21 protein-coding genes and 1 tRNA gene are annotated in these 24,119 nt (G+C 33.1%); 8 read left to right on the plus strand and 14 right to left on the minus strand.

From position 1 onward, the window contains the following. Window positions 1–5: 5 nt before the first annotated feature. On the minus strand, window positions 6–539 hold the full coding sequence (msrA, locus tag DM397_RS04405) for a peptide-methionine (S)-S-oxide reductase MsrA (RefSeq protein ID WP_111376380.1): 534 nt from the start codon (window positions 537–539) through the stop codon (window positions 6–8). A 184-nt stretch (window positions 540–723) separates the two neighbouring features. On the opposite strand from msrA, the gene DM397_RS04410 reads away from it, so the two are divergent. After that, a complete protein-coding gene (locus DM397_RS04410) occupies window positions 724–2,211 on the plus strand; it encodes an aminotransferase class V-fold PLP-dependent enzyme (RefSeq protein ID WP_111376381.1) in 1,488 nt (495 codons plus the stop codon). A gap of 276 nt (window positions 2,212–2,487) precedes the next feature. Here DM397_RS04410 and DM397_RS04415 read toward each other — a convergent pair whose 3' ends face one another. The 6 genes from DM397_RS04415 to DM397_RS04440 all read right to left on the minus strand — a co-directional run bounded on the left by DM397_RS04415 (window position 2,488) and on the right by DM397_RS04440 (window position 7,196). Then, window positions 2,488–4,230, minus strand: a complete 1,743-nt coding sequence (locus tag DM397_RS04415) for an APC family permease (protein ID WP_111376382.1) — start codon at window positions 4,228–4,230, stop codon at window positions 2,488–2,490. Between the two features lie 80 nt (window positions 4,231–4,310). Then, the gene (locus DM397_RS04420; protein ID WP_111376383.1) at window positions 4,311–4,781 is read right to left on the minus strand and encodes a nuclear transport factor 2 family protein; all 471 of its coding nucleotides are present in this window, start codon (window positions 4,779–4,781) and stop codon (window positions 4,311–4,313) included. 47 nt (window positions 4,782–4,828) lie between these two features. Next, complete coding sequence (locus DM397_RS04425) at window positions 4,829–5,353, minus strand: hypothetical protein (protein ID WP_111376384.1); 525 nt, start codon at window positions 5,351–5,353, stop codon at window positions 4,829–4,831. A 12-nt stretch (window positions 5,354–5,365) separates the two neighbouring features. After that, a complete protein-coding gene (locus DM397_RS04430; protein ID WP_111376385.1) occupies window positions 5,366–5,842 on the minus strand; it encodes a hypothetical protein in 477 nt (158 codons plus the stop codon). Window positions 5,843–5,848: 6 nt separating this feature from the next. Next, window positions 5,849–6,526, minus strand: a complete 678-nt coding sequence (locus DM397_RS04435) for a peptidoglycan DD-metalloendopeptidase family protein (RefSeq protein ID WP_111376386.1) — start codon at window positions 6,524–6,526, stop codon at window positions 5,849–5,851. A 4-nt stretch (window positions 6,527–6,530) separates the two neighbouring features. Further along, window positions 6,531–7,196 carry a spermidine synthase gene (locus tag DM397_RS04440; protein WP_111376387.1) on the minus strand — a complete coding sequence of 222 codons (666 nt, stop codon included), beginning with the start codon at window positions 7,194–7,196 and terminating at the stop codon, window positions 6,531–6,533. Between the two features lie 64 nt (window positions 7,197–7,260). Here DM397_RS04440 and DM397_RS04445 point away from each other — a divergent pair, with 64 nt between their 5' ends. Continuing rightward, window positions 7,261–7,812 (plus strand): 1-acyl-sn-glycerol-3-phosphate acyltransferase, encoded by a 552-nt coding sequence (locus DM397_RS04445; protein WP_111376388.1) that lies wholly within the window; start codon window positions 7,261–7,263, stop codon window positions 7,810–7,812. An 84-nt stretch (window positions 7,813–7,896) separates the two neighbouring features. Here DM397_RS04445 and DM397_RS04450 read toward each other — a convergent pair whose 3' ends face one another. Next, a complete protein-coding gene (locus DM397_RS04450) occupies window positions 7,897–8,355 on the minus strand; it encodes a helix-turn-helix domain-containing protein (protein ID WP_111376389.1) in 459 nt (152 codons plus the stop codon). A 312-nt stretch (window positions 8,356–8,667) separates the two neighbouring features. Between DM397_RS04450 and DM397_RS04455 the strand changes: the two genes are divergently transcribed. From DM397_RS04455 to DM397_RS04470, 4 genes are all read left to right on the plus strand, one after another. Continuing rightward, the gene (locus DM397_RS04455) at window positions 8,668–9,822 is read left to right on the plus strand and encodes a M14 family metallopeptidase (protein ID WP_111376390.1); all 1,155 of its coding nucleotides are present in this window, start codon (window positions 8,668–8,670) and stop codon (window positions 9,820–9,822) included. A gap of 77 nt (window positions 9,823–9,899) precedes the next feature. Then, window positions 9,900–10,379, plus strand: coding sequence for an Lrp/AsnC family transcriptional regulator (locus DM397_RS04460; RefSeq protein WP_008468989.1), 480 nt, complete (start codon window positions 9,900–9,902; stop codon window positions 10,377–10,379). Between the two features lie 92 nt (window positions 10,380–10,471). Further along, window positions 10,472–13,057: a phosphoenolpyruvate carboxylase gene (locus tag DM397_RS04465; protein ID WP_111376391.1), complete on the plus strand. Its 2,586-nt coding sequence runs from the start codon at window positions 10,472–10,474 to the stop codon at window positions 13,055–13,057. A gap of 10 nt (window positions 13,058–13,067) precedes the next feature. After that, complete coding sequence (locus tag DM397_RS04470; protein WP_111376400.1) at window positions 13,068–13,583, plus strand: DinB family protein; 516 nt, start codon at window positions 13,068–13,070, stop codon at window positions 13,581–13,583. Between the two features lie 174 nt (window positions 13,584–13,757). Here the strand turns inward: DM397_RS04470 and recQ are convergent, their stop codons facing one another. The 5 genes from recQ to aroB form a co-directional block, all read right to left on the minus strand. Next, entirely contained in the window at window positions 13,758–15,866 is a 2,109-nt protein-coding gene (gene recQ, locus DM397_RS04475; protein WP_111376392.1) for a DNA helicase RecQ, read from the minus strand. Window positions 15,867–16,007: 141 nt separating this feature from the next. Then, on the minus strand, window positions 16,008–16,421 hold the full coding sequence (locus DM397_RS04480) for a DNA primase (RefSeq protein WP_111376393.1): 414 nt from the start codon (window positions 16,419–16,421) through the stop codon (window positions 16,008–16,010). Window positions 16,422–16,429: 8 nt separating this feature from the next. After that, window positions 16,430–17,398, minus strand: a complete 969-nt coding sequence (locus DM397_RS04485; RefSeq protein WP_057117936.1) for a deoxyhypusine synthase family protein — start codon at window positions 17,396–17,398, stop codon at window positions 16,430–16,432. A gap of 99 nt (window positions 17,399–17,497) precedes the next feature. Next, entirely contained in the window at window positions 17,498–18,901 is a 1,404-nt protein-coding gene (locus DM397_RS04490) for a type III PLP-dependent enzyme domain-containing protein (protein ID WP_111369071.1), read from the minus strand. A 304-nt stretch (window positions 18,902–19,205) separates the two neighbouring features. Then, window positions 19,206–20,273, minus strand: coding sequence for a 3-dehydroquinate synthase (aroB, locus tag DM397_RS04500; RefSeq protein WP_111376395.1), 1,068 nt, complete (start codon window positions 20,271–20,273; stop codon window positions 19,206–19,208). A 246-nt stretch (window positions 20,274–20,519) separates the two neighbouring features. Between aroB and DM397_RS04505 the strand changes: the two genes are divergently transcribed. Next, window positions 20,520–21,689 carry a proline dehydrogenase family protein gene (locus tag DM397_RS04505; protein WP_111376396.1) on the plus strand — a complete coding sequence of 390 codons (1,170 nt, stop codon included), beginning with the start codon at window positions 20,520–20,522 and terminating at the stop codon, window positions 21,687–21,689. Window positions 21,690–21,858: 169 nt separating this feature from the next. Here DM397_RS04505 and DM397_RS04510 read toward each other — a convergent pair whose 3' ends face one another. Continuing rightward, the gene (locus tag DM397_RS04510; RefSeq protein ID WP_111376397.1) at window positions 21,859–23,643 is read right to left on the minus strand and encodes an ABC transporter ATP-binding protein; all 1,785 of its coding nucleotides are present in this window, start codon (window positions 23,641–23,643) and stop codon (window positions 21,859–21,861) included. 267 nt (window positions 23,644–23,910) lie between these two features. Between DM397_RS04510 and DM397_RS04515 the strand changes: the two genes are divergently transcribed. After that, a tRNA-Val gene (locus DM397_RS04515) sits at window positions 23,911–23,985 on the plus strand. The last annotated feature ends 134 nt before the right edge of the window (window positions 23,986–24,119 follow it).

The raw sequence follows: 24,119 nt of genomic DNA on the forward strand, positions 1-24,119 counted from the left end.
TAAATTTAGCTGATTAACATATCAGCGTACATTTTTTTAAGTTTTTGAATTTTTGGATCAATTACCACTTGGCAATATCCAGCTTCTTGATTTTCGTTATAATAGTTCTGATGATAATCTTCGGCTTCGTAAAAAACTTCAAAAGGTTTTAATTGCGTTACAATTGGATCTGCATAAGCAGGCTGTACTTCTTCAAAAACTTTTTCGACAATTTCTTTTTGCTCGTCATCATGATATAAAATAATAGAACGATATTGAGTTCCGCTATCACCGCCTTGACGATTTAAAGTAGTCGGATCATGACTTGTCATGAAAATGAAAATTAAGTCGTGATATGAAATTATGTCAGGGTTGAAAGTCACTTGAATCACTTCGGCATGTCCTGTTCTTCCTGTGCAAACTTCACGATAAGCAGGATTCTTTATGAATCCGTCTGAATAACCCGCTTTTATTGATTCTACACCTTTTAAACGCTGAATTACAGCTTCTATACACCAAAAACATCCGCCACCAAAGGTAGCTACAGATAAATTTCCCATAAGTAGTACTTTCTTTAAAGTTTAATGCCTATTAATTCGATAGGATATTATGATAATTTATTAAAAAAAAGTTGTTTTAACTAAAAATACCAAACAGTAATATAGTGTTTGAAGTTTACTATTGATAAATTCGCAATTTTATAAAAAACTATATATATTTGCAATCAAACACAAGGCACAACTAATGAATAGCAAAAATAGTACCATGACACTGGAAACTTATTTCCAAGAATTTAGACAGAATATTGTCGGTATAAATCAAGAATTTACTTCACCTTATGGCAGAAAATCAATAATTTACACAGATTGGACTGCCAGCGGAAGATTATATCGTCCAATTGAGGAAAAACTGCTAAATCAGTTTGGACCTTTTGTAGCCAATACGCATACTGAAACTACTGTATCTGGTACTGCTATGACAAAAGCATACCATCATGCAAGACATATTATTAAGCGTCATGCCAATGCAAACAGCGATGATGTTTTAATTACTGATGGCACTGGAATGACGGGAGTTATCAATAAATTCCAGCGTATTTTGGGATTGAAAATTCCTGAAAACTTAAAAAGTTTTACAACTGTTCCGGCGGAGAAAAAACCTATTGTTTTTATTTCACACATGGAACACCATTCTAATCAAACTTCTTGGTTAGAGACTATTGCAGATGTTGAGATTATTCCTTCTTGCGAAAAAGGTCTTTTTAACTTAGAAAGCCTTGAAGCTTTATTGGAGAAATATAAAGATAGAACGATCAAAATTGCTTCTATTACGGCTTGTTCGAATGTTACGGGGTTGAGAACTCCTTTTCACGAAGCAGCAAAATTAATGCACCAATATAATGGTGTTTGTTTTGTTGATTTTGCCTGTTCTGGGCCATATGTAGAAATTGATATGCATCCTGCTGATCCAGAAGCTTATTTGGATGCAGTTTTTATGTCTCCACATAAATTCTTAGGTGGGCCTGGAACTTCTGGAGTTTTAATTTTCAATAAGAAATTATACAACAACATGATTCCTGATTGCCCAGGTGGAGGAACAGTAAGCTGGACAAATCCTTGGGGAGAACATAAATATATTGATAATATTGAGGATCGTGAGGATGGTGGAACACCTGGTTTTCTTCAAGTTATCAAAACTGCGTTGGCAATCGAGCTAAAAGAAGAAATGGGAATTGAAAACATTATGGAGCGTGAACATGAAATTGTTGACTATGTTTTCTCTCAATTAGACCCTGTTTCTAATATCAAAATTTTAGCTGGACAGCATAAAGAACGCCTTGGTGTAATTTCGTTTTTTATTGATGATCTTCACTTTAACTTAGGAGTTAAAATTTTAAATGACCGTTTTGGAATTCAGACTAGAGGAGGATGCAGCTGTGCGGGAACTTATGGTCATTATTTATTGCATGTTGATCAAGAAACTTCAAACAAATTGGTTAACGAAATTACAATTGGCGATTTAATCAAAAAACCGGGATGGATTAGAATGTCAATTCACCCAACTACGACTGACGAAGAAATTGCTTTTGTATGCAATAGCATCAAAGAACTGGCAGCAAATCATAAAGAATGGGCTTTGGATTATTCTTATGATAAAAATCGTAATGAGTTTATTCATAAAGATGCGACTTCGTTTGAAGATGAATTGGTAGAAAGTTGGTTTAAATCTTAGATTTTTATTTAACCGCAAAGTTCGCGAAAGTTTTTTCTATAAGAATATTTTTAAAGAACGTAAAGTTTAGTAAACCCGACAGGTTTTGAAAACCTGTCGGGTTTGTTTTTATAGTATTCAGTTTTATGTTCTTATGAAAAATATACTTGTGATTTAGCCCCGATAGAAGTGGAAATCCTTTTGTGGTGGTCCCGATAGCTATCGGGAACCACAAAAGATTGGAACGAATAGCGGGACAAGTCGTTATGAAAACACGAATCTTGTGCTTCTAAAAAATCACATAATCAATCGCACACCGCCTAGATCGGCTACACGATAGGAGAATTTATTTCCAGGAGAACCAATAAACATGAAGTTTTTTGGGATTTTCCATTTTTCGGAAAGTTCGTCAATAATTTCTGGACCAAATACGCCTTCAATTTCTATAAATTCAATGTCGAGACTGTCATAAGCACGATCCAAAACTTCTAAATCTTTTTTTAGAGCTTCGTTATCGACAGTGTCTTTTTTTACATGAACAATTTTAAGTTTCTTAGTAGTTTCGTTGTCTTCTACATATTGTAAGACTTTGTTCAAGATTGTAATATCATCTCCTTTTGTAAAGAAAACGAACTCTTGAGAGTTGATTTTTGAACTTAAACTTTCTAAGTAACGATTACTGAGAATAACCATTTTGCGTAATGGCTGATAAAAATATTCTAGAGCTTCAATTAATAAGCGTATCAAAGTAACACGATTCAGCATAATTCCGATAAAGATTAAAGCAGGAATCATGTATTGCAAAAATGTATAAAACGAATTGATATTTAAGGACATGTTTCCTAAAAATGCTGCAATGACAAAGAATACGGCAGTAACAACAGCAATACCTCTGGCACGTTCTGGTCTAGGAAGTTTTCTTCGTTTATATTTTAAAAGTAAATTTCCGATTCCGAAAAGCGCCATAACAGCTAAGAAAGAAAAAGTATAAACTCCAGCCAGAGATTCTAAATGCCCGTTTGTAGCAAATAGGACTGATAAACATAGAATCAAGAAACTTATGACGATTCGGTAATGAGATCCTCTTTTATTCTGTTTTAGGAAATAATTTGGCAAAATTCTATCTAATGTCATTCGGTTTAGAAGCCCAGAAACACCAACAAATGAAGTTAGGACGGCTCCACATAGCACCATAACTGCATCTATAGAAATAAGCCAAGCAAGCCAAGCTCCTCCTGTGGTATCTCCTAAATGCGCAAGAAGTGATTCTTTATTCTCTCCAACTTCTGTTAACGGAATTACGCTAATTAATAAAATGGCAATTACGGGATTGAAAAAACTCACGATTCCCCACATGTTACGAAGTGTTTTAGGAAAAACACCATGTTCCTGTTCTTCTACAAAGTTGGCTGAACTTTCGAAACCTGAAATCCCTAACATGGCAGCAGAAAACCCAAGAAAAAGAGCAGTTTTAATGCTTCCTGAAGCAATTGGTGTCTGCCAATTGATATGAAAAGTATCTAAACCATGTGACAAAACAAACCAAGCTGATGCTAAAACTAGCAAAGTTAAAGTTCCGATATGTGTCATGAAAATGATAACAGCCACAAATGCAGATTCTCCAATTCCTAAAATAGCCAATCCTGTAAACAGGACGAGAACAACTACTGTTGCTATGGTAACATTAAGTCCTTCAAAAATTCCGTGTAAATAATGCATTCCTTCTGAAGCTGAAATTACAGCGGTTGCCATATAGGACAAAACGGTTAGTGTTGCGGCAACAGAAGCCAAACGTTTTGTTGAAGTATTTAATAAAACATTGTAAGCGCCACCATTTAAAGGAATTGCTCCAACAACTTCTGCATAAATTTTTCTGAAAAGAAATAATACGACAGCAACAATTAGGAGTGAGATCCAAGCATATTGTCCTGCATACAAAATAGTCAAAGCCGAAACATAAAGGCAAGAAGAACTAATATCGTTTCCGCAAATTGCAGTTGCCTGTAATTGATTTAATTTTTTGTGTACGATTTCTTTCATCAGTATTTAGAATTAACACTTTTAGTAAAATAATAGGTAACAAAATAATTATAATCGGGAATGAGGCAGATATCGAAGATCTATTTGGTATTCTGAAATTGTTTTAATGCCAACAAAGCTTGTGATTGTACTTTTTTCTGGAAAAACCCTGTCCAACCAAGTAAATAACCGGTAAGACCAAAAGCTTGTTTTGACCATTTCCAGACATCAAAACTATCGGTATGTTTGATAATTAAGCCGTCTTGGAATATAAATTCGGCCGAAATTTTGTTGATGACTTTTCTGTTTGTTTTGCTAAAATTATAAGTGGCTGTCCAATTTGCTGAACCGATAGAATCGTCTGCTTTTACATTTGAAAATTCAATTTTCAAATTGCCTTTACTTTTTAAAAGCAGCATTTCCCACATTTTAGAAACCTGTTCTTCTTTTAACAAACCAAAAGCAGGATCAACAAAATGAACTTTTGGATGATAACATTCGCTCATTGTTTTGGCGTCTGCATTTGCGAAAGCAGTATAGAATTTTGTAATCAAGGCTTCATTTGAATTCATAAAATAATATTTATGTTAAATATAAGATTTATTATATTAAAAAATCACTATAAAACACTAATTTCTTTAGCTGTATCAAATGTCTTCTTAGATTTATCAAATGCTGTAGAGAAATACTTTACTTTGCTATACGCTGTAAAATGTCCAGTTAGATTCCCTGAAATATCGGGTCCACCTGCAATGATGAATCTTATAGCATAAATATCAGTTTTTTTAAGCTTTAGCCATTCTGCAGGAGTGAAATAATAGTAAGCAGTAGTTTTGCCGTCTGCAGATTCTTTTACATTCTTGTCTGTGCAAGCAATAACATCGGCATTTGTCAAATCGACGTAAACACCTCCAGCAATTTTTGCTTTGTCATTTGCTGTAGAAACAGTTAGTTTTAAAATACCTCCTTTTTCTGTTTTAGCTATCTGTACATTAATTTCACCAGAGTACGCGTATTTCTCGCAGATGAAAGTATATTCTTGTGTTGCAGGATAAGGTGCAGATCCTTTTACACTGATAGTTTGCTGTGCTGAAGCAAATGTTGAAACAAATAATAAAAGAAGAAGTGGTAGTTTAAAATTCATAAGTATCGTAATTTATTGATCGGCTAATTTGGCATCAAATTTTTCATCCCAATCCATAGATTTTATGGCAGAAATGAGATTGTCTTCATTTACAAAGATGCGCAGCTCTTTGTTAGCTACTTTTTTTGTGTACAAAGCATGATAGCGGTAAATGACTTCATGTTTGGTTTTGTAAACTCCATCTAATTTTAAATCTATAAAACTTCCGTAGTATTGTCTAAATCTTTGGCAGGTTTTGGTTAAACGCTCTTCAGTTGTGTTTTCCATAACCGTTTTAGTTACTTCAGTTTCATTAAAAGGTTTAAATTTTGAAGTATTACAAGTTTCTAAGACTCTTTTTCCTAAATCATACGCTTTACGCTGCTGATTTGCATTTACATCTGCTCCAGAAACCTTTTTAACTTTCAAATCTTCTGTATCTCTGCTTACGGTTTTAGATTTACATCCGATTAATAACAACAAACATATAATCAATCCTGCTTTCTTCATAACTATTTAAGTAATTTTTAATAATAAGTTAGGATCGGGACAATTTTCGATATAAAAGTTTAGGTCGCCTGTATTGCAGACACCAGGATAGTCTCCGTGATAATCACCAATATTGTGGATGATTTGAAAATGGACATGAGGGGCGTAATCTCCATTTACTGAGGCATTTCCTAAGCTGGCAATTTTATCACCTTTCTTAAAATAGTCTCCGATCTTTAGATTCTCTATACTTTCTAACGATAAATGTCCGTATAAAGTATAAAATTTTTCCTTTTCAACTTCGTGCTCTAATATAATAGTAGGACCATAATCGCCCAAACCAACATTGTTTTTAAAGCTGTGCACCTTTCCATCCAGGGCTGAAAGTACTGAGGTTCCGGCTTCTGCCCATAAATCTAATCCGATATGAATATTGCGTTCTGGTTTAGAAGCATCCAAAAAAATGGGACTTCTTTGATATAAAAATCTACCTTCTATGTAACCTCCAAAGGCAACTTTGGCATTGTTTTCTTTTAGATAGTTTGAAATATATTTTTCAAAATCTTCTGAAGTGTCCAGTTTTTTATCGACCAATTCCTGATTTGAAACAGACAAATTTAAAGGTACATATTCAGAAAGATTAATTGAGGCATCAATAACTTTAGTAGGTGGTAAGGCGTTTAAGATTGAAGAAAGGGGTTTCATAAAATTAGGCTACTTTATTTATAATTATTAATTCGTTATGTACTTCAATGCGTGGCAGCATCTTTGTTTTAAACATTTTCGGATTTACTTCTGCAACATATTTTCTATTTCGAACATTATGAGCTTCGTCTAATATCATGGTGTTGAATAAAACAAAACCATTGTCTTTTAAAATAGTGCAGACTCTATCAACAAAAAACTTTTCGAACAAAAAATTGGGCATATGTGTATCTTCAAAAATATCTATAATTATGAGATCATATTTTTCTTTTGTTTTCAGGACAAACTCAAATGCATCGTCAATAATAACTTCTAACTGTTTAATTTGATTCAGGTTAAAGTACTCATTGGCAATATGAATCATATCGGGGTCAATTTCTACTCCTGTTATTTTTTCTTTGTAGGCTATCTCATCTACTAGAGTTTTTACTACGCTTCCACCAGCAACTCCTAATAGTAAAATATGCTCCATTTCTAAAATTTTATCATATCCAATATTTCGAAGTCCGTATCTTAATATACGCTGCAGACTTCCATATGAATAATTTGTGTTTTCAGTGTCCAATACTAATTCGCCATTTGCCCATGTAACTTCGATCATTTTGCTTCTGGCTGATTTTTTCTTAAATATTTTTATTGGAATTATATAACTGAAAAATTTTCGAATCATTTTTTATGCTTTTACTCAAATTTACCATTAAATCTTTTATTTTGCATCAAATATTGAATCTTTCATGAAAAAACTGTTATACAAATTCATCTTTTACAAGCTAATGGGCTGGAAGATAGTGGGAATGGAGAATGCTGAAGTAAAAAAATGTGTATTAGTAGTGATGCCACATACAAGCAATCATGACTTTTACATAGGTCTTTTTACCCGAGGCATATCTGGTTTGCAGATGAATTTTGTAGCAAAGAAGGAATTATTTAGATTTCCCTTTGGTTTTTATTTTAAAAATGTCGGCGGTGAGCCATTAGATCGTTCAGGCGGATTGAATAAAGTGGATGCCATTGCTTCAATTTTTGATAGAAAAGAAATCTTTCGCTTAGCTGTTGCTCCAGAAGGAACCAGAAAAAAAGTAAATGAACTAAAGACTGGATTTTATTTTATTGCGCTTAAAGCGAATGTGCCAATTGTTCCCGTTGCTTTTGATTGGGGCAAAAAAGAAGTAAATCTAGGCAAAGCAATTTATCCAACGGGAAATTACGAAGCCGATTATGAAATTTTGAAAAAGCACTATGAAGGTGTTTCAGGAAAAATTCCAGGAAATGGCATCAAATTGTAATTTTTGAAGATTTTTTCAAACGCGTGAGAATCGCATATTTAAAAATTTTCTGGACAAAGAGTCAAATACGCGCTAATTTTTGCATTATGGAGAATAGGCCTTAAAAGTGCCATTTTTATAAAATAAGACGATTTTTTCAATTTCGACATCTTCCAAATTAAAATCTGTGTTTTTTGGAGCTGAAGATTTTTTGAGTTCTCTTTTTTCTTCTTCTTCAGAACTTATTTCTATAGCCGAAAATAAATCATTTCCCATATTCTGATTTGACAGAATAGAAGGAGAGGACTTTTTAGTTTCATCCACTTCTTCATTATTGTTTTTTGGAAAAGTTCCTTTTCCTGTCAAAATCCAATATAAGTCTACATCTGGAAAAACTTCTAGAATTTTCATTACAAAATCTAAACTTGGCTTATTTCTGCCTGATAAAAGATGCGACATGCTAGAACGTTGCACTCCAATTTTATCAGCAAAAGCAGAGGCATTTAAGCCATAATATTCTAATACGGATTCAAGTCTTTTTACAAAATCATCTATGTTTACCATTGTAAATTCCTGTTTTAAATTCGTCCATTTACAAATGTAAACAAAAAGAAACAGTATTCGAATATTATTGTTGTAATTTTAATTAGAGTTCATTTTTATGTTAAATTTAAAATTTAGATAGCTAATTATAATTAACTGAAATCTATGAATTTAGATAATTACCATTAGCTTAAAAAGCTTAAATGAAACAAGTTATCAATAGTTATACTAAATCTTGCCCAGAACTGTTTACAATTCTAAATTATTAATATTTTCTATAGTTTACAATTGTAAAAATAAAGATGTTTACTTTTGTAAACTAATCGAAACACAATGAATTTAGAACAGCTTTTTATACAGTACAAGGAACAGTCAATCTCAGGCAGATATCTTACTTTAGACCATATTAAACCGCTTTTAGATAAGTTAAATACAAATGGTCAAGTACAGATTATTGGCACATCTGTTCTAGGTGAACCTATATATAGTTATCAAATTGGAACTGGAAAAACACGCGCATACCTGTGGTCGCAAATGCACGGAAACGAAAGCACAACAACAAAAGCTCTATTTGATTTCATCAATTTACTGAATGACGATACCGATTTTGCAAAACAAATGCTAGATGCTTTCACATTTTATTGCATTCCAATACTTAATCCTGACGGTGCAAGACTTTATACCAGAGCAAATGCAAACGAAATTGACCTAAATCGTGATTCGCAAGATTTGACGCAACCAGAAAGTAAAGTGCTTCGCCAAGTATTTGAACAGTTTAAGCCTGATTTCTGTTTTAATTTACATGACCAGCGAACCATATTTGGAGCAGGAACAACAGGAAAACCTGCTACGGTATCTTTTTTAGCGCCATCTTATAACGAGGAAAGAGAAGTAAACGAAAATAGATTAAAAGCCATAAATGTCATTGCAGGAATCAATGAAGAGCTTCAAAAATACATTCCTGGACAAGTTGGACGTTTTGATGACTCCTTCAATATTAATTGTATAGGAGACACTTTTCAGTATTTAGGTGTTCCAACTATCTTATTTGAGGCAGGACATTTTCCGAAGGATTACGAACGAGAGATTACTAGGAAATTCATATTTTTCGCGTTAATTTTAAGCTTCAAACAGATATCCGAAAACGATTTAGTTAGCAATAGATTTTCCGAATATTTGAATATTTCACAAAATAATGTGGTTTTTTATGATTTTATGTATAAAAATGTCAAAATAAATTATGATGGTATCGAAATTATTACGAATTTTGTCGCTCAATACAAAGAAGAATTAATCGAAAATAAGATTCATTTTAACGCTTACATAGTTGAAGTAGGCGAGTTGGAAAATTATTTTGGACATTACGAATACGACGCAAAAGGCGCAGAATATTCGGACGATTTCCAAAACTTTCCTAAAACGGGTCAAAAAGCAAATTTTTATTTAAATAAAAATGTTAAATTTGTTAACGGATTAATAAAAAGTTAATTTTTATGTGAATTTGTTGTTTTTTATATATAATTTTATACTTTGTAATAGCAATTAGTAATATTAATTAAACAATTATGAGTAAATTTCGTTTAGATGAAGTAGATCACCAGATTTTAGATATGTTAATAGACAATACGAGAGTTCCGTTTACTGACATTGCAAAAAAACTATTGATATCTGCTGGTACAGTACACGTTAGAGTTAAAAAGATGGAAGATGCCGGTATCATCATGGGATCTTCATTAGCCTTAGATTACGATAAATTAGGTTATTCATTTATTGCTTATGTAGGGGTTTTTCTTAATAATACATCTCAGACTAAATTTGTATTAGAGCGAATTAATCAAATTCCATTCGTAACTGTAGCTTCTGTAACTACAGGAAAATTCAACATCTTTTGCAAAATTAGAGCAAAAGATACTAAGCACGCTAAAGAAGTTATCTTTATGATTGACGATATTGATGGTGTTTACAGAACAGAAACAATGATTTCATTAGAGGAAAGTATAAACGATAAGAAGCGTTTGATGCATACTATTTTCAAAAATATGTAAGAACTTTTCTTGAATGCTATATTAAAATATAACCTCAAGTTTATTCTTGGGGTTTTTTTATGACTAATTAACCAACCAACTATAACACGATTATGTATACGTTGCCAAAAATTGAGCGTTTTAATCAAGACGTTCTCTCAAAATACCACATTTATAATAGTGTTTTTATAACATTACCCTTTGATTCTATAGATAACACGGGAGTTTTACTTCCTTTATTTACAGAAACTTGCGAAACAGGCTTTAAAAAACAAGAAACTCCTAAAGAAATTGTTGATTTCTTCTCAAATAAATTCTTAAGTAACGCTTCTGAAGAAGAAAAAATCGATCTTATGTTTCGATTTATTCAATATATAGAGCGCCAAATTGTATTATTTGACGCTATTGAAGACGCTGCTTTTCCGGAAGTTAACAACATGGAAGGACGCGGATCTCTGCGTGACATCAAAGAGAAATCTGATGCAAAAGAGAAAGACGACGAATTAAGTGAATTTTTAGAAAGCTTCAATGTTCGTACGGTTTTAACAGCTCATCCAACACAATTTTATCCTGGCCCAGTTTTAGGAATTATAAATGATTTGACAGAAGCGATTCGTCAAAATGATTTGCTGCAAATTAAACAATTGCTGGCTCAGTTAGGAAAAACGCCTTTTATTCAGAAAGAAAAACCAAATCCTTATGATGAAGCGGTAAGTTTGATCTGGTACTTAGAAAATGTATTTTATGCTACAGCAGGAGAAATTGTTCATTACCTGCAAAAAAATATTTTAGAAGGAAATCCAATTCACAACCAATTGATCAAACTTGGTTTCTGGCCAGGGGGAGATCGTGACGGAAATCCGTTTGTTACTACAGACATTACGCTTAAAGTTGCAGATCGTTTGCGTACTTCAATTTTGAAGTGTTATTATGTTGAAATGAGAAATTTAAAACGCAAGCTAACTTTCTCAGGCGTAGATGCTTTAGTTGCTGAACTTGAACATAAACTTTATCGTTCTGTATTTTACTCTAAAGGAGATATTTTTATCACTTTAGAAGAATTATTAACGCAATTAAACAAAATTCGAGCTATAATTATTGAGAAACATCAATCTTTATATTTGGATGAATTAGATGCGCTTTTGGTAAAAGTTAATTTATTCGGATTCCATTTTGCAACTTTAGATATTCGTCAGAATAGTAAAATTCACAATGCAGTTTTCAAAGATGTTGTGAATTACTATTTGAATTCTGGTTCGGATGTTTTTCCGAAAAATTATTACGAATTGACAGAAGATCAAAAAATCAATGTTTTATCGAAAGTTAAAGGAAATCTGAATCCAGCTGATTTTGAAAATGAAATCACGAGATATACTCTAGAATCTGTTCAAGCCATTAAAACCATTCAGGAAAATAATGGAGAAGAAGGAGCAAACCGTTACATTATCAGCAACAACGAAAGCGCTCTGAATGTTATGGAAACTTTTGCCATGATTCGTTTGAATAATTGGGAAAAACCAACAGTTGACATTATTCCGCTTTTTGAATCGGTTGACGATTTGCAAAATGCTCATACGATTATGGAGCAGTTGTACACGAATCCAGAATATGCTAAACATTTGAAATCGAGAGGGAATAAACAAACTATCATGCTTGGATTCTCTGACGGAACTAAAGATGGTGGTTATTTAATGGCAAACTGGAGTATTTATCAAGCTAAAATTTCGTTGACAAAAATTTCTAGAGAATACGGAATTAAAGCAATTTTCTTTGACGGACGTGGTGGACCTCCAGCTCGTGGCGGTGGAAAAACTCACAAGTTTTATGCTTCTCTTGGTCCAAAAATTGAAAACAACGAAATTCAGATTACCGTTCAAGGACAAACGATTAGCTCTAATTTTGGAACATTAGATTCTTGCCGATATAATATTGAAAATTTATTGAGTGCTGGTGTTACAAATCAAGTATTTAGTAAAGAGAAAAACGAATTAACTGCAGAAGAAACTCAAATTTTGACTGATTTGGCTAATCTGGGCTATGACAAATATTTAAGTTTTAAAAATCATCCAAAGTTTATTCCGTACTTAGAGAAAATGAGTACGCTTAAATATTACTCAAAAACCAATATTGGAAGCCGTCCTTCTAAAAGAAGCAAATCTGAATCATTAGATTTTGCCGATTTAAGAGCGATTCCGTTTGTTGGTTCATGGAGCCAGTTGAAACAAAACGTTCCTGGATTCTTTGGAGTAGGTTCAGCATTGAGACATTTTGAAGAGACTGGACAATGGGATAAAGTAAGTGATTTATATCATAATTCATTATTTTTCAAAACATTACTTGAAAATAGTATGATGTCATTAGCAAAATCATTCTTGCCACTGACAGCTTACATGAAAAATGATCCTGAGTTTGGTGAATTCTGGCAAATTATCTATGATGAATTCTCAGAAACAAAACGTCTTTTATTGAAGATTGCTGGGCACAAAACATTGATGGAAAATTATCCTGATGGTATTGCTTCAATTCAGATAAGAGAGCGCATTGTTTTACCGTTATTGACTATTCAGCAATATGCTTTATTGAGAATAAATGAATTAAATAAAGCGGAAAAGCCAAATGAAGAATTGGTTAAAGTTTATGAGAAAATCGTAACCAGATCATTATTTGGAAATACTAACGCAAGTAGAAATTCAGCTTAAAATAATAAAAATGAAAGCAGCAGAATTATTAGACAATGAATATTCAGGCCATTTTGGCACTTATATCAAAGCGGCTGGAGATGGAATTTTGATTGAAGATTTAGAAATCTCTCTTCATGAGTTTATTCGATTTGTTCAAAATATTCCAATGGATAAATTTGATTATCGTTATGCAGAAGGCAAGTGGACGATTAAAGACATTATTCAGCATGTTATAGATACAGAGCGAATTTTTGCTTATCGTGCTTTGCGTTTTTCAAGAAATGATAAAACGCCTTTGCCAAGTTTTGAAGAAAATGATTATGCAGATAATACAGATTCAAACAAGAGAAGTATTCAAGATTTGCTAACCGAATTTTCGGCTGTAAGACATTCAACTTTATTATTTTATAAAAGCTTATCTGAAGAACAGCTAAAAAGAATTGGAACTGCATCTAACAATCCAATTTCTGTTCGCGCTTTAGGTTTTGTCATGATTGGGCATCAAAAGCATCATCAGAAAGTTTTTGAAGAGAGATATTTGTAAAAAATGAATATTTGAAAATTTAAAATCCCAAATTCCAATTTCGTTGGAGTTTGGGATTTTTTTTGATTTTATATTCAGTAAACCCGATAGGTTTTTAAAACCTGTCGGGTTTGGTGCTTTACTAATATTTGTGGAATTTCTAGCGTGATCTTTCTTTGGTCAAGATGACAAAACTCATTTAAGTTTTTTCTCTAAAAAAGCCAAACCAAACCGGATTTTATCATAAGACATTTTCTCTTCGAAAAAATCGTAGTAAGGCCTTAATGCGTTTGGATTCTCTAATTCTATCTGAGCTTTTTCTATTTGCAGAATTTCATCTTCAGAAACAAACTGGCTTAAATCTAAATCATGACCATCAACATATAATTTCGCCAAATGCGAAATAATTGTCGTTGGACTCAAATCTCGCTGTTCTGCTATTTCTTCTACTGAAATTCCATTCTGAAATAATTCCAGCGTTTTTTTATAGGTATTGTCTTTTTTCTCTTTTTTAACAACAGATTTGTTTCTTTCAAATTCAATAATGGCTTTGATAAAATCTGCTCCGTACTTTTCTAGTTTTGCTTTTCCGACACCTTCAACAGCAAGAAACTCTTCATCGCTCATTGGTCGTACGATTTCCATTTGACGCAGAGAAGCATCGCTAAAAATAACATAAGCGGGAACTTCTTCTTCTTGCGCAATTTCATAACGCAATTTGCGAAGTGTTTCAAATAAAGAGTTTTTAGCTGCTTTTGGTTTTGCCTCTTTAGCTTCACTTTTATCAATTGTTTTCTTAACCACTGTCGTCAGCTTTACTTTTTCACCTTCAAACAAAACTTTCTTTGCAAAAGGAGTAAGCAAGATTTTATTATGCTGATGAAAGGCAATTTCGCAATAACCTAAATTGATAAGTTGAATAAGGTATTGATTCCAATCGTACCAAGAAACATCAGCTCCAATTCCGTACGTTTTTAGCTCTTGATAATTTTTTTCGTAGATATACGCGTTTCTCGAGCCTCTTAAAAAATCGACAATTACGGCCAATGGTTCAGACTCTTTTAAACGCACAATCGCAGATAAAGCTTTTTGCGCGAGAATCGTTCCATCGAAAAAAGTTGGCGGATTTTTGCAAATATCGCAGTTTCCGCAATTCTCGGTAACCAATTCACCAAAATAAGATAATAGAATTTTTCTTCGACAGCTTACAGCATCAGCGTATTGTTTCATACGATCTAATTTTGCAAGCTGAATATCAGAGTTCAATCCTTCAGAAGCAAATTTTTGCAACTGAATCACATCTGCATAGCTTTCAAACAAAACTGTTTCGGCAGGAAGACCATCACGGCCGGCACGTCCAATTTCCTGATAATAGCCTTCTATGTTTTTTGGAAGATTGTAATGAATCACCCAACGAACATTCGATTTGTCAATTCCCATCCCGAAAGCAATTGTTGCGCAAACTACTTGACAGTCATCATTTATAAATTGATCCTGAGTTTTAGCTCGCGTTTCATTGTCTAAGCCAGCATGATATGCTTTGGCTTCAATTCCATTTTTTCTCAATTTTTCAGAAAGCTCTTCTGTTGCTTTACGGCTTAAACAATAAATGATTCCTGATTCATTTGGTTTGTTTTCAATAAAATCAATTATTTGTTTCACCCGATCCAAAGCTGGACGAACTTCAAGACTTAGGTTTTTACGATCAAAAGAAGCAATGAATGTTTTCGGATTCTTTAGATTCAATTGTTTAGATATGTCAGTACGTGTTGCTTTATCAGCTGTAGCAGTTAATGCTAAGATTGGAGTAGAAGGGAAGCGGCTTTTTAGATATCCTAAATTAGTATAAGCAGGTCTAAAATCATGTCCCCAAGACGAAATACAATGTGCTTCGTCAATTGCTATTAAGCTAATATTCAATTCGCTAAAAGCCATATCCAGATAAGAAAGGCTTTCTGGTGCAACGTAGACTAACTTAAAATGATTTGTTTTTAAATTATCTATATAATACTGCTGTTCTTGTGATGATTGCGTGCTATTAATATAACAAGCAGAAATTCCGTTTGTTTTCAAACTATCGACTTGATCTTTCATTAAAGCAATCAGTGGCGATATTACAATTGTAATTCCGGGCAAGATTAAAGCGGGTAGCTGAAAACAAATCGATTTTCCTCCACCTGTTGGCATAATTGCCAAAGCATCTTGTCCAGATAATACGGTGTTGATTATGGTTTCTTGATTAGGTCTGAATTTTTCAAAACCAAAATTTTCTTTTAATGTAGTGTGTAGAATTTCTGAAGTCATAGGCATGTACTTTTTTTAATGTTTTAAATGTAGAAAAAATCCTATAAAAACAAAAATATAAGTTTAGTAATTTGTTCTGTCTTGTTATAAAAAAAAGGAACTCCAAACAGAGTTCCTTTTTTTTATTAGAAAGAAAATGAATTAATCTTCATCATCTTCGTCTTCTTCATCATAGTCAGTATCAGCTTTATCATCATCATCGTCATCATCGTCACCACCGTCAGAATCTGGTTTATCATGATTGTCATCATCATCGTCATCGTCGTTGCTGATATCATCATCAAGATCCATACCTTTAACTGGTGCAATTGCATCTACATCAACATCTAAATCGTCATCCTCATCGTAGTTTTCAATTCTGTCTGCAAGTTTAGTACTAATTTTAACCAAATAAATTGTGTCTTCAGTACGAACTTCTACAGCTTCAACCAATTCGTTTTTAGCATTTCTAAAACGGATTACATCCGAATCATCATAACCATCAGGAAATTTTTCAACCAAAAGGTTTAAAATTTCGTTGGTAAGTTTGGCGTAGTCTACTATAACTCTTTTCATAAATTATCTTATAAATCTAATAAGTATGCAAAAATTAACGGAGCAACAATTGTAGCATCCGATTCAATAATAAATTTAGGGGTTTTGATGTCTAATTTACCCCAAGTGATTTTTTCATTTGGAACTGCCCCAGAGTAAGAACCGTAACTAGTTGTTGAATCTGAGATTTGGCAGAAATAACTCCAAAATGGAACATCGTGCATTTCCATATCTTGGTAAAGCATAGGCACTACACAGATAGGGAAGTCACCCGCGATACCACCACCGATTTGGAAGAATCCAATTCCGTTTGAACTGTTTTTAGAATACCAATCCGCAAGGAAAGTCATGTATTCAATTCCAGATTTCATAGTAGATGCTTTTAAATCTCCTTTAATTACGTATGAAGCAAAGATGTTACCCATTGTACTATCTTCCCATCCAGGAACGATAATTGGTAAATTTTTCTCTGCAGCTGCATACATCCAGCTATCTTTTAAATCAATTTCGTAATATTCTTCTAAAACGCCAGACAACAACATTTTATACATAAATTCGTGCGGAAAGTAACGCTCACCTTTATCGTCAGCATCTTTCCAAATTTTGTAAATATGTTTTTGTAAACGACGGAAAGCTTCATGTTCAGGAATACAGGTGTCAGTAACACGATTTAATCCTCTTTCTAATAAAGCCCATTCGTCTTCTGGTGTCAAATCACGGTAGTTAGGAACTCTCTCGTAGTGAGAATGAGCTACTAAATTCATGATGTCTTCTTCTAAGTTTGCTCCAGTACATGAAATAATATGCACTTTGTCTTGTCTGATTACTTCGGCAAAAATTTTACCAATTTCTGCTGTACTCATTGCGCCAGCCATACTTACCAGCATCTTTGCACCATCGGCTAATTGCTGTTCGTATGCTTTTGCAGCATCTACTAACGAAGCAGAGTTAAAATGCAAATAATGTTTTTCAATAAACTGACTGATTGGTCCTTTCATTTTTTTTGTTTTTTTTGAATTAAAAAGTTTTAACCTTTTTGGATGTTAATGCAAATTAAGAATTTTTTAAGAAAAATTATAACTTAATCTGCCGTTTTTTTACACCTTTTTTTTGTAGCCTAGAATCTTTAAAACATCGTCTGAAGTCTGTTGTTCTGAGAACACTTCTGTTGCCAGAATTCCATTTTCATCACGATCAATCAAGATGTGTTTCGGCTGCGGAATCAAACAGTGGTGCAGACCGCCGTATCCTCCAATTGTTTCTTGATAAGCGCCAGTATTAAAGAAACCGATATACAAAGGCTTCTCTTTGTTGTATTTAGGCAAATAAATGGCGTTCATGTTTTGTTCAGAATTGTAATAATCGTCACTATCACAAGTAAGACCTCCTAACAGAACCCGTTCGTAAGTATCATTCCAGCGGTTGATAGCCAGCATAATAAAACGTTTGTTTATAGCCCAAGTATCTGGTAAAGTGGTAATGAAAGATGAGTCAATCATATTCCATTTTTCTCTATCATTTTGTTGTTTTTGATACAAAATCTGATAGATTGCACCACCGCTTTCGCCTACAGTAAATGATCCAAATTCCGTAAAAATATTTGGAACATCAACTTCAGCTTCATCACAAGCAATTTTAATCTGATTGATAATTTCATCAATCATATATTGATAATCATATTCAAAGGCAAGTGAGTTCTTAATTGGGAAACCACCACCGATGTTCAAACCGTCAAGAGTAGGGCACTCTTTTTTAAGAGCAATGTACACTTTAATACACTTTACAAGCTCATTCCAGTAATATGATGTATCGTTAATTCCAGTATTAATGAAAAAGTGAAGCATTTTAAGCTCTAATTTATCATTCTCCTGGATTTGTTTTTTATAAAACGAAACTATGTTCTTATAACCAATACCTAATCTAGAAGTATAAAACTCAAATTTAGGCTCTTCTTCAGCAGCAATACGGATTCCGATTTTGAATTTCCCTTTAATTTCTGCTTGAAGCAAATCTAACTCTTCGTAATTATCAATAATCGGAATAGTGTTTTTATGTCCGTTGTTGATTAATCTACCAATGTTAGTAATGTATTCGTCTCTTTTAAAACCATTGCAAATTACATACGTACTTTTGTTGATTTTACCGTTTTCTAATAAATTCTCCACAATATTAACATCAAAAGCAGACGATGTCTCGATGTGAATGTTATTCTTGAAAGCTTCATTCATAATGTATTCAAAATGAGAGCTTTTTGTGCAATAGCAATAGTAATATTTTGCGTCGTATTTATTCTTTTCCATTGATTTTCTGAACCATGCTTTTGCTTTGTTGATGTTTTCAGAAATCTGAGGAAGATAAGTAAACTTTAATGGCGTACCATATTGTTCAACCAATTTCATCAAATCGATATTGTGAAACAATAGGTTGTCTTTGTTTAGTTTAAATTCCTCTTGTGGAAAGTAGTATGTTTGGTTTATTAGATCAGAATATTTTGTATTCATTTATTTATCAATGTTTAGAGATTGTAATTGTAATTTAATTTTAGGTTTTTGGGGACTTAATCTTAAATTCAAACTCTAATATTGGCAAATATAATAGGCAGTTTTTCATGCTCTGCTTTTGTACATTGGAAAACATCAAAACAGAAAGGGCTTTTACTATTGTAAAAACGGTTCAGCATTCTTAATAAAGAACTGCTGAGTCTGTTTCTGTAAGAGCTAAAGTGCCTTTGCTGCTTGTTTGTTTTCATGGCGCAAATGTAAAAAATAATATATACCAAATGCAATGCTTTTGATTAAAAAAAGTTTAAGATTTATAATCCTCAAACGCTTCTAGAATCAATTTATTTTCAACGGATTGGTTGATTTTTATTTTTCCGATTCCTTCAATTAATGCAAATTGAATTAAACCGTATTCATTTTTTTTGTCGTGAATTAACAATTCTAAGATCGGATCAATGTCTTTTTCTTCAAAAATTACATCGTCATAAATGTCTTTTATTACCGCTTTAATTTCTCTGTATTCTTCAGCAGAAATCAATCCTTTTTGAAGTGAAATGTAACTTTCCAAGATCATTCCTACTGCTATAGCTTCTCCGTGCAGCAAAGTTGTTTTTTCTTCGCTTTCCAAGAAGTATCCTTCAATGGCGTGTCCTAGTGTGTGACCAAAGTTTAAAGCCTTACGGATATTTTTCTCTGTTGGGTCTTGAATAACGATTTCATTTTTAATTTCAACAGAACGATAAATCAATTGATCAAGTTCGTCAAAAACAATCGATTTTAAGTCTGAAAACTGTCTCCAATAAGGCGCATCATATATTAAACCGTGTTTAAGCATTTCAGCCAAACCAGAACGCATTTCGCTTTGTGGTAAAGTTTCTAGATATTGTGTGTCAATTAATACCATTTGCGGTACATTAATAACACCAATCTGATTTTTAAGGTTTCCTAAATCAACACCTGTTTTTCCTCCAACAGAAGCATCTACCATAGATAATAGGGTAGTAGGGATATTGATGAAATCTACACCTCTTTTGAAAGTAGAAGCAACAAAACCTCCTAAATCGGTTACAACACCTCCTCCTAAGTTAATAATAAGTGATTTTCTATCTGCTCCAAGTTCTGTCAAAATATTCCAGATCTCAATACAAGTTTCGATATTTTTATTTGCTTCTCCAGCCTCAAATTCAATGATCTCGATAGCTAAATCTGTTTCCAAAAGCGGAATAAATTTAGACAAACAGTATTCATTAGTCTGATCATCAACTATTATAAATATGTTAGAATATTTACTTTCTCTTAAATGTTTATTTAAAGCTTCGTAAGCATTCTCATTAAAATGTACGAGATAATTATTGGCTTGAATAGATTGCATAATTCTTTAGTTAATTGAAAGCGCAAAATAAGGCATTTTAAACGTAATAATATTCAAACTTTAAGGCTAATTTGTTTAAAATGCGGGTTTGCATCTTTAAAAATAAGATAAAATTCTTCAAGAAATAAATATTTACTTCATAAATTGACATTTGTATTGTTCTTGTTAAGAATATTGAAAAATATGATATCGTTTAATGAAAAATATTCAAAACACTCTCTATATTTGCATAAAAAATAAATTTTAATGGAAAAGATATTCGATAACACACAGGTTGCATTTTCACTAAAGAGTGATACGGAACTTGATAGAGCTTATTTTCTTTTCAAAATGATTGACAGCGAGCCTTTAGTAAGAATTGGGACTGCTGTAACTAATTTTGCAATTAAAGCTCATTTACCAGTAGAAGGATTAATTAGAGCAACTGTTTTTGACCATTTTTGCGGTGGTGTAAACGAAAATGACTGCCTTACTGTGGTAGACAAAATGTTTACAAAAGGGGTTTCTTCTGTTTTAGACTATTCGGTTGAAGGAAAAGAAGAAGAAGAGCAGTTTGACGCAGCTTTAGAAATGACTTTAAGAACAGTAGATTTTGCTAAAGAGCGTTTGGCTATTCCGTTTGCTGTTTTCAAGCCGACAGGTTTAGGGCGTTTTGAACTGTATGAAAAATTGGGTGAGAAACAAACATTAAACCCAGCTGAACAAGCAGAATGGGATAGAGTGGTAGCTCGTTTTGATAAAATCTGCAGTGAAGCACACAGAAAAGATGTTGCATTATTAATTGATGGTGAAGAAAGTTGGATGCAAGACGCTGCCGATGATCTGGTAACTGAAATGATGCGTAAATACAATAAAGAAAAAGCAATTGTATTTAACACTTTGCAAATGTACCGTTGGGATCGTTTAGATTATCTTAAAAAACTTCATGAAGTGGCTAAAACTGAAGGTTTTTATATCGGAATGAAATTAGTTCGTGGCGCTTATATGGAAAAAGAAAACAAAAGAGCGGAAGAAAAAGGGTATGTTTCGCCAATTTGTGTTTCTAAAGAAGCTACCGATGTAAATTATGATAATGCTGTACAATATATGTTAGAGCATCTTGATAAAATGGCCATTTTTGCGGGAACTCATAACGAATTGAGTTCATACAAATTAATGGAAATGATGGCTCAGAAAGGAATCGCTAAAAACGATTCTAGAATCTGGTTCGGTCAATTGTACGGAATGAGTGATAATATTAGCTACAACTTAGCTGAAAACGGTTATAATGTTGCTAAATATTTGCCATTTGGACCTGTAAAAGATGTTATGCCATACTTGATTCGTCGTGCGGAGGAAAATACTTCTGTAGCAGGTCAAACAAGCCGCGAGTTATCTATGATTAAAGCTGAACGTAAACGTAGAAAAGGGAAATAAATTAATTGTAAATTCCAATTTTTTAAATTCCAAATTCCAAAATATTTATAAATCCGACTAACTTTTAAAACCTGTCGGATTTACTTTAAATAATATAAAAAACTCCGTTTGCAATACAAACGGAGTTTTTTTATTGGAATTTGGAATTTAAAAAATTGGAATTTTACTTTTAAGAGTTACTAAATTGCAAGTTGCTTAAATTCTTATAAATTCCGTTTTCTAAGTTTATTAATTCTTGGTGCGTTCCTTCTTCAGAAATTTTTCCGTTATCCAAAACTAAGATTTTATCTGCGTTTCTAATTGTTGAAAGACGGTGCGCAATGATAATACTCGTTCTGCCTTCCATTAAGACTTCTAAAGCTTCTTGAACGAGTTTTTCGCTTTCGCTATCTAAAGAAGAAGTAGCTTCGTCTAAAATCAAAATACTTGGGTTTTTAAGCAACGCTCTCGCAATCGCAATACGTTGGCGCTGACCTCCAGAAAGTTTAACACCGCGTTCTCCAACCAACGTTTCAAATTTCTCAGGAAAACCGTCTACAAAATTAAATGCGTTGGCTTGTTTTGCCGCTTGCATAATTTCTTCGTCTGTCGCGTCTGGTTTTCCATATGCAATGTTTTCTCTAATGGTTCCTCCAAACAAAATTACATCCTGAGGTACAATACTCATGTTTCCACGAAGGTTTTCTAAATCGTAATCATAAATATTTTTCCCGTCAACGGTAATTTCTCCAGATGTAATGTCGTAAAAACGAAGCAAAAGAGACGAAATAGTCGATTTTCCAGCGCCACTAGGACCAACAATTGCTATTTTCTGACCAAATTCTGCTGAGAAGTTCACATCTTTCAGAACTTGAATTTCTTGACGTGTAGGATAGCTAAATGCCACATTTTTGAAAGTAACATTTCCTTTTATTTTTTCTTGATTGTGACTTGAATCTGAGTTGATTTTCTCTGGACTTTCGTCTAATAATTCAAAAACACGTTCTGTTGCACCAATTGCTTTTTGAATTTGAGCATATAATTCGGCAATTCCACCAAAAGAAGCTCCTACAAAAGTAGAATATAATACGAATGAAATTAATTGTCCAACGCTCATTTCGCCCGCAATGCTCAAACGAACTCCGTACCAAACTACAGCTACAATTGCACCAAATAGACAGAAAATGATAAACGAAGCAAAATAACCACGGTATTTGCCACCTTTAATAGCCAGTTTTACCACTTCGTTGATTTTTCCTTTATAACGTGCAATTTCGTACCATTCGTTGGCAAAAGCTTTTACGATACTAATTCCCTGCATCGTTTCTTCAACAATTACCTGGCTTTCGGCAACCTGATCTTGTACTTTTTTTGAATATTTTCTAATAAATCTTCCAAAAACAACTGCAGCAATTGCCACCAGCGGAACCACAGACAGCATTAATAAGGTCAATTTGAAGCTTTCTGTCGCCAAAAGGATAACTCCACCAATAATTAGGATAAACTGACGTAAAAACTCCGCAATTGTAGTTGTTAATGTGTCTTGAATCTGTGTAATGTCAGCACTTATTCTACTGTTTAATTCACCAACTCTTTTTTGAGAGAAGAAAGTCATTGGCAATTTTACCAGATTGGTATATAAGGCCAAACGTAAGTTTGCCAGTGTATTTTCGGTAAAGTTTACAAATAATGATAATCTAAAAAATGAGAAGAAAGACTGTAGAAACAGAATTACGACTAACCCCAAAGCAATTGTATTTGCTTCGTCGTTGTTCTTGTTTTTTACACAATCTACCAGCATTCCCATTAATTTAGGAAAGGCTAGAGCAGTAGCACCCGTTAATAGCAGAAAAATCAAACCAATGAAGAATTTCCATTTATGATGTCCTGCGTATGTAAAAATTGTTTTTGCTTTGTTAAGTGAAGTAGCCGTTATTTTTGATTTTGGTAAATCATTTTCTTTAAATCGCGCCATTTGAGTTTATTGTTTTTAGGTATACAAATGTATGACTAAGTCGAATTACTACAAAGGAATATTAAAAATTAGAAGTCTCAATTTGGCTTTTTAACGAAATTATAAGAAAAGAGTAAAAAAACTTCATTTTTTAAAGGTTTGAAAAATAGCTTTCTAAATAAAAACATGAAAAAATATTTTATTTTTTTTCTAAAAAGACTTGCAAATACAAAATCTAACCGTACATTTGCACTCGCAATCACAAAATGATAGCAGCCTAGTAAAATAGGGCGATTAGCTCAGCTGGTTCAGAGCACCTCGTTTACACCGAGGGGGTCGGGGGTTCGAACCCCTCATCGCCCACAATTTTTTTAAAAAAAGGCTTGTAAATATAAATTCTAAATGTATATTTGCACTCGCAATCACAAAATGATAGCAACCTAGTAAAATAGGGCGATTAGCTCAGCTGGTTCAGAGCACCTCGTTTACACCGAGGG

The organism is Flavobacterium nitrogenifigens, from assembly GCF_003254565.1.
Lineage (GTDB): Bacteria > Bacteroidota > Bacteroidia > Flavobacteriales > Flavobacteriaceae > Flavobacterium > Flavobacterium nitrogenifigens.

What these genes read in the sequence shown, in the direction of transcription:
- DM397_RS04415 (WP_111376382.1), bottom strand. Translation starts at nt 4,230, where the DNA reads ATGAAAGAAATCGTACACAAAAAATTAAATCAATTACAGGCAACTGCA.
- DM397_RS04480 (WP_111376393.1), bottom strand. Translation starts at nt 16,421, where the DNA reads ATGAAAAGAGTTATAGTAGACTACGCCAAACTTACCAACGAAATTTTA.
- DM397_RS04425 (WP_111376384.1), bottom strand. Translation starts at nt 5,353, where the DNA reads ATGAATTTTAAACTACCACTTCTTCTTTTATTATTTGTTTCAACATTT.
- DM397_RS04450 (WP_111376389.1), bottom strand. Translation starts at nt 8,355, where the DNA reads ATGGTAAACATAGATGATTTTGTAAAAAGACTTGAATCCGTATTAGAA.
- DM397_RS04435 (WP_111376386.1), bottom strand. Translation starts at nt 6,526, where the DNA reads ATGAAACCCCTTTCTTCAATCTTAAACGCCTTACCACCTACTAAAGTT.
- DM397_RS04510 (WP_111376397.1), bottom strand. Translation starts at nt 23,643, where the DNA reads ATGGCGCGATTTAAAGAAAATGATTTACCAAAATCAAAAATAACGGCT.
- recQ (WP_111376392.1), bottom strand. Translation starts at nt 15,866, where the DNA reads ATGACTTCAGAAATTCTACACACTACATTAAAAGAAAATTTTGGTTTT.
- DM397_RS04465 (WP_111376391.1), top strand. Translation starts at nt 10,472, where the DNA reads ATGTATACGTTGCCAAAAATTGAGCGTTTTAATCAAGACGTTCTCTCA.
- DM397_RS04505 (WP_111376396.1), top strand. Translation starts at nt 20,520, where the DNA reads ATGGAAAAGATATTCGATAACACACAGGTTGCATTTTCACTAAAGAGT.
- DM397_RS04445 (WP_111376388.1), top strand. Translation starts at nt 7,261, where the DNA reads ATGAAAAAACTGTTATACAAATTCATCTTTTACAAGCTAATGGGCTGG.
- DM397_RS04455 (WP_111376390.1), top strand. Translation starts at nt 8,668, where the DNA reads ATGAATTTAGAACAGCTTTTTATACAGTACAAGGAACAGTCAATCTCA.
- DM397_RS04430 (WP_111376385.1), bottom strand. Translation starts at nt 5,842, where the DNA reads ATGAAGAAAGCAGGATTGATTATATGTTTGTTGTTATTAATCGGATGT.
- DM397_RS04460 (WP_008468989.1), top strand. Translation starts at nt 9,900, where the DNA reads ATGAGTAAATTTCGTTTAGATGAAGTAGATCACCAGATTTTAGATATG.
- msrA (WP_111376380.1), bottom strand. Translation starts at nt 539, where the DNA reads ATGGGAAATTTATCTGTAGCTACCTTTGGTGGCGGATGTTTTTGGTGT.
- DM397_RS04410 (WP_111376381.1), top strand. Translation starts at nt 724, where the DNA reads ATGAATAGCAAAAATAGTACCATGACACTGGAAACTTATTTCCAAGAA.
- DM397_RS04490 (WP_111369071.1), bottom strand. Translation starts at nt 18,901, where the DNA reads ATGAATACAAAATATTCTGATCTAATAAACCAAACATACTACTTTCCA.
- DM397_RS04440 (WP_111376387.1), bottom strand. Translation starts at nt 7,196, where the DNA reads ATGATTCGAAAATTTTTCAGTTATATAATTCCAATAAAAATATTTAAG.
- DM397_RS04470 (WP_111376400.1), top strand. Translation starts at nt 13,068, where the DNA reads ATGAAAGCAGCAGAATTATTAGACAATGAATATTCAGGCCATTTTGGC.
- aroB (WP_111376395.1), bottom strand. Translation starts at nt 20,273, where the DNA reads ATGCAATCTATTCAAGCCAATAATTATCTCGTACATTTTAATGAGAAT.
- DM397_RS04420 (WP_111376383.1), bottom strand. Translation starts at nt 4,781, where the DNA reads ATGAATTCAAATGAAGCCTTGATTACAAAATTCTATACTGCTTTCGCA.
- DM397_RS04485 (WP_057117936.1), bottom strand. Translation starts at nt 17,398, where the DNA reads ATGAAAGGACCAATCAGTCAGTTTATTGAAAAACATTATTTGCATTTT.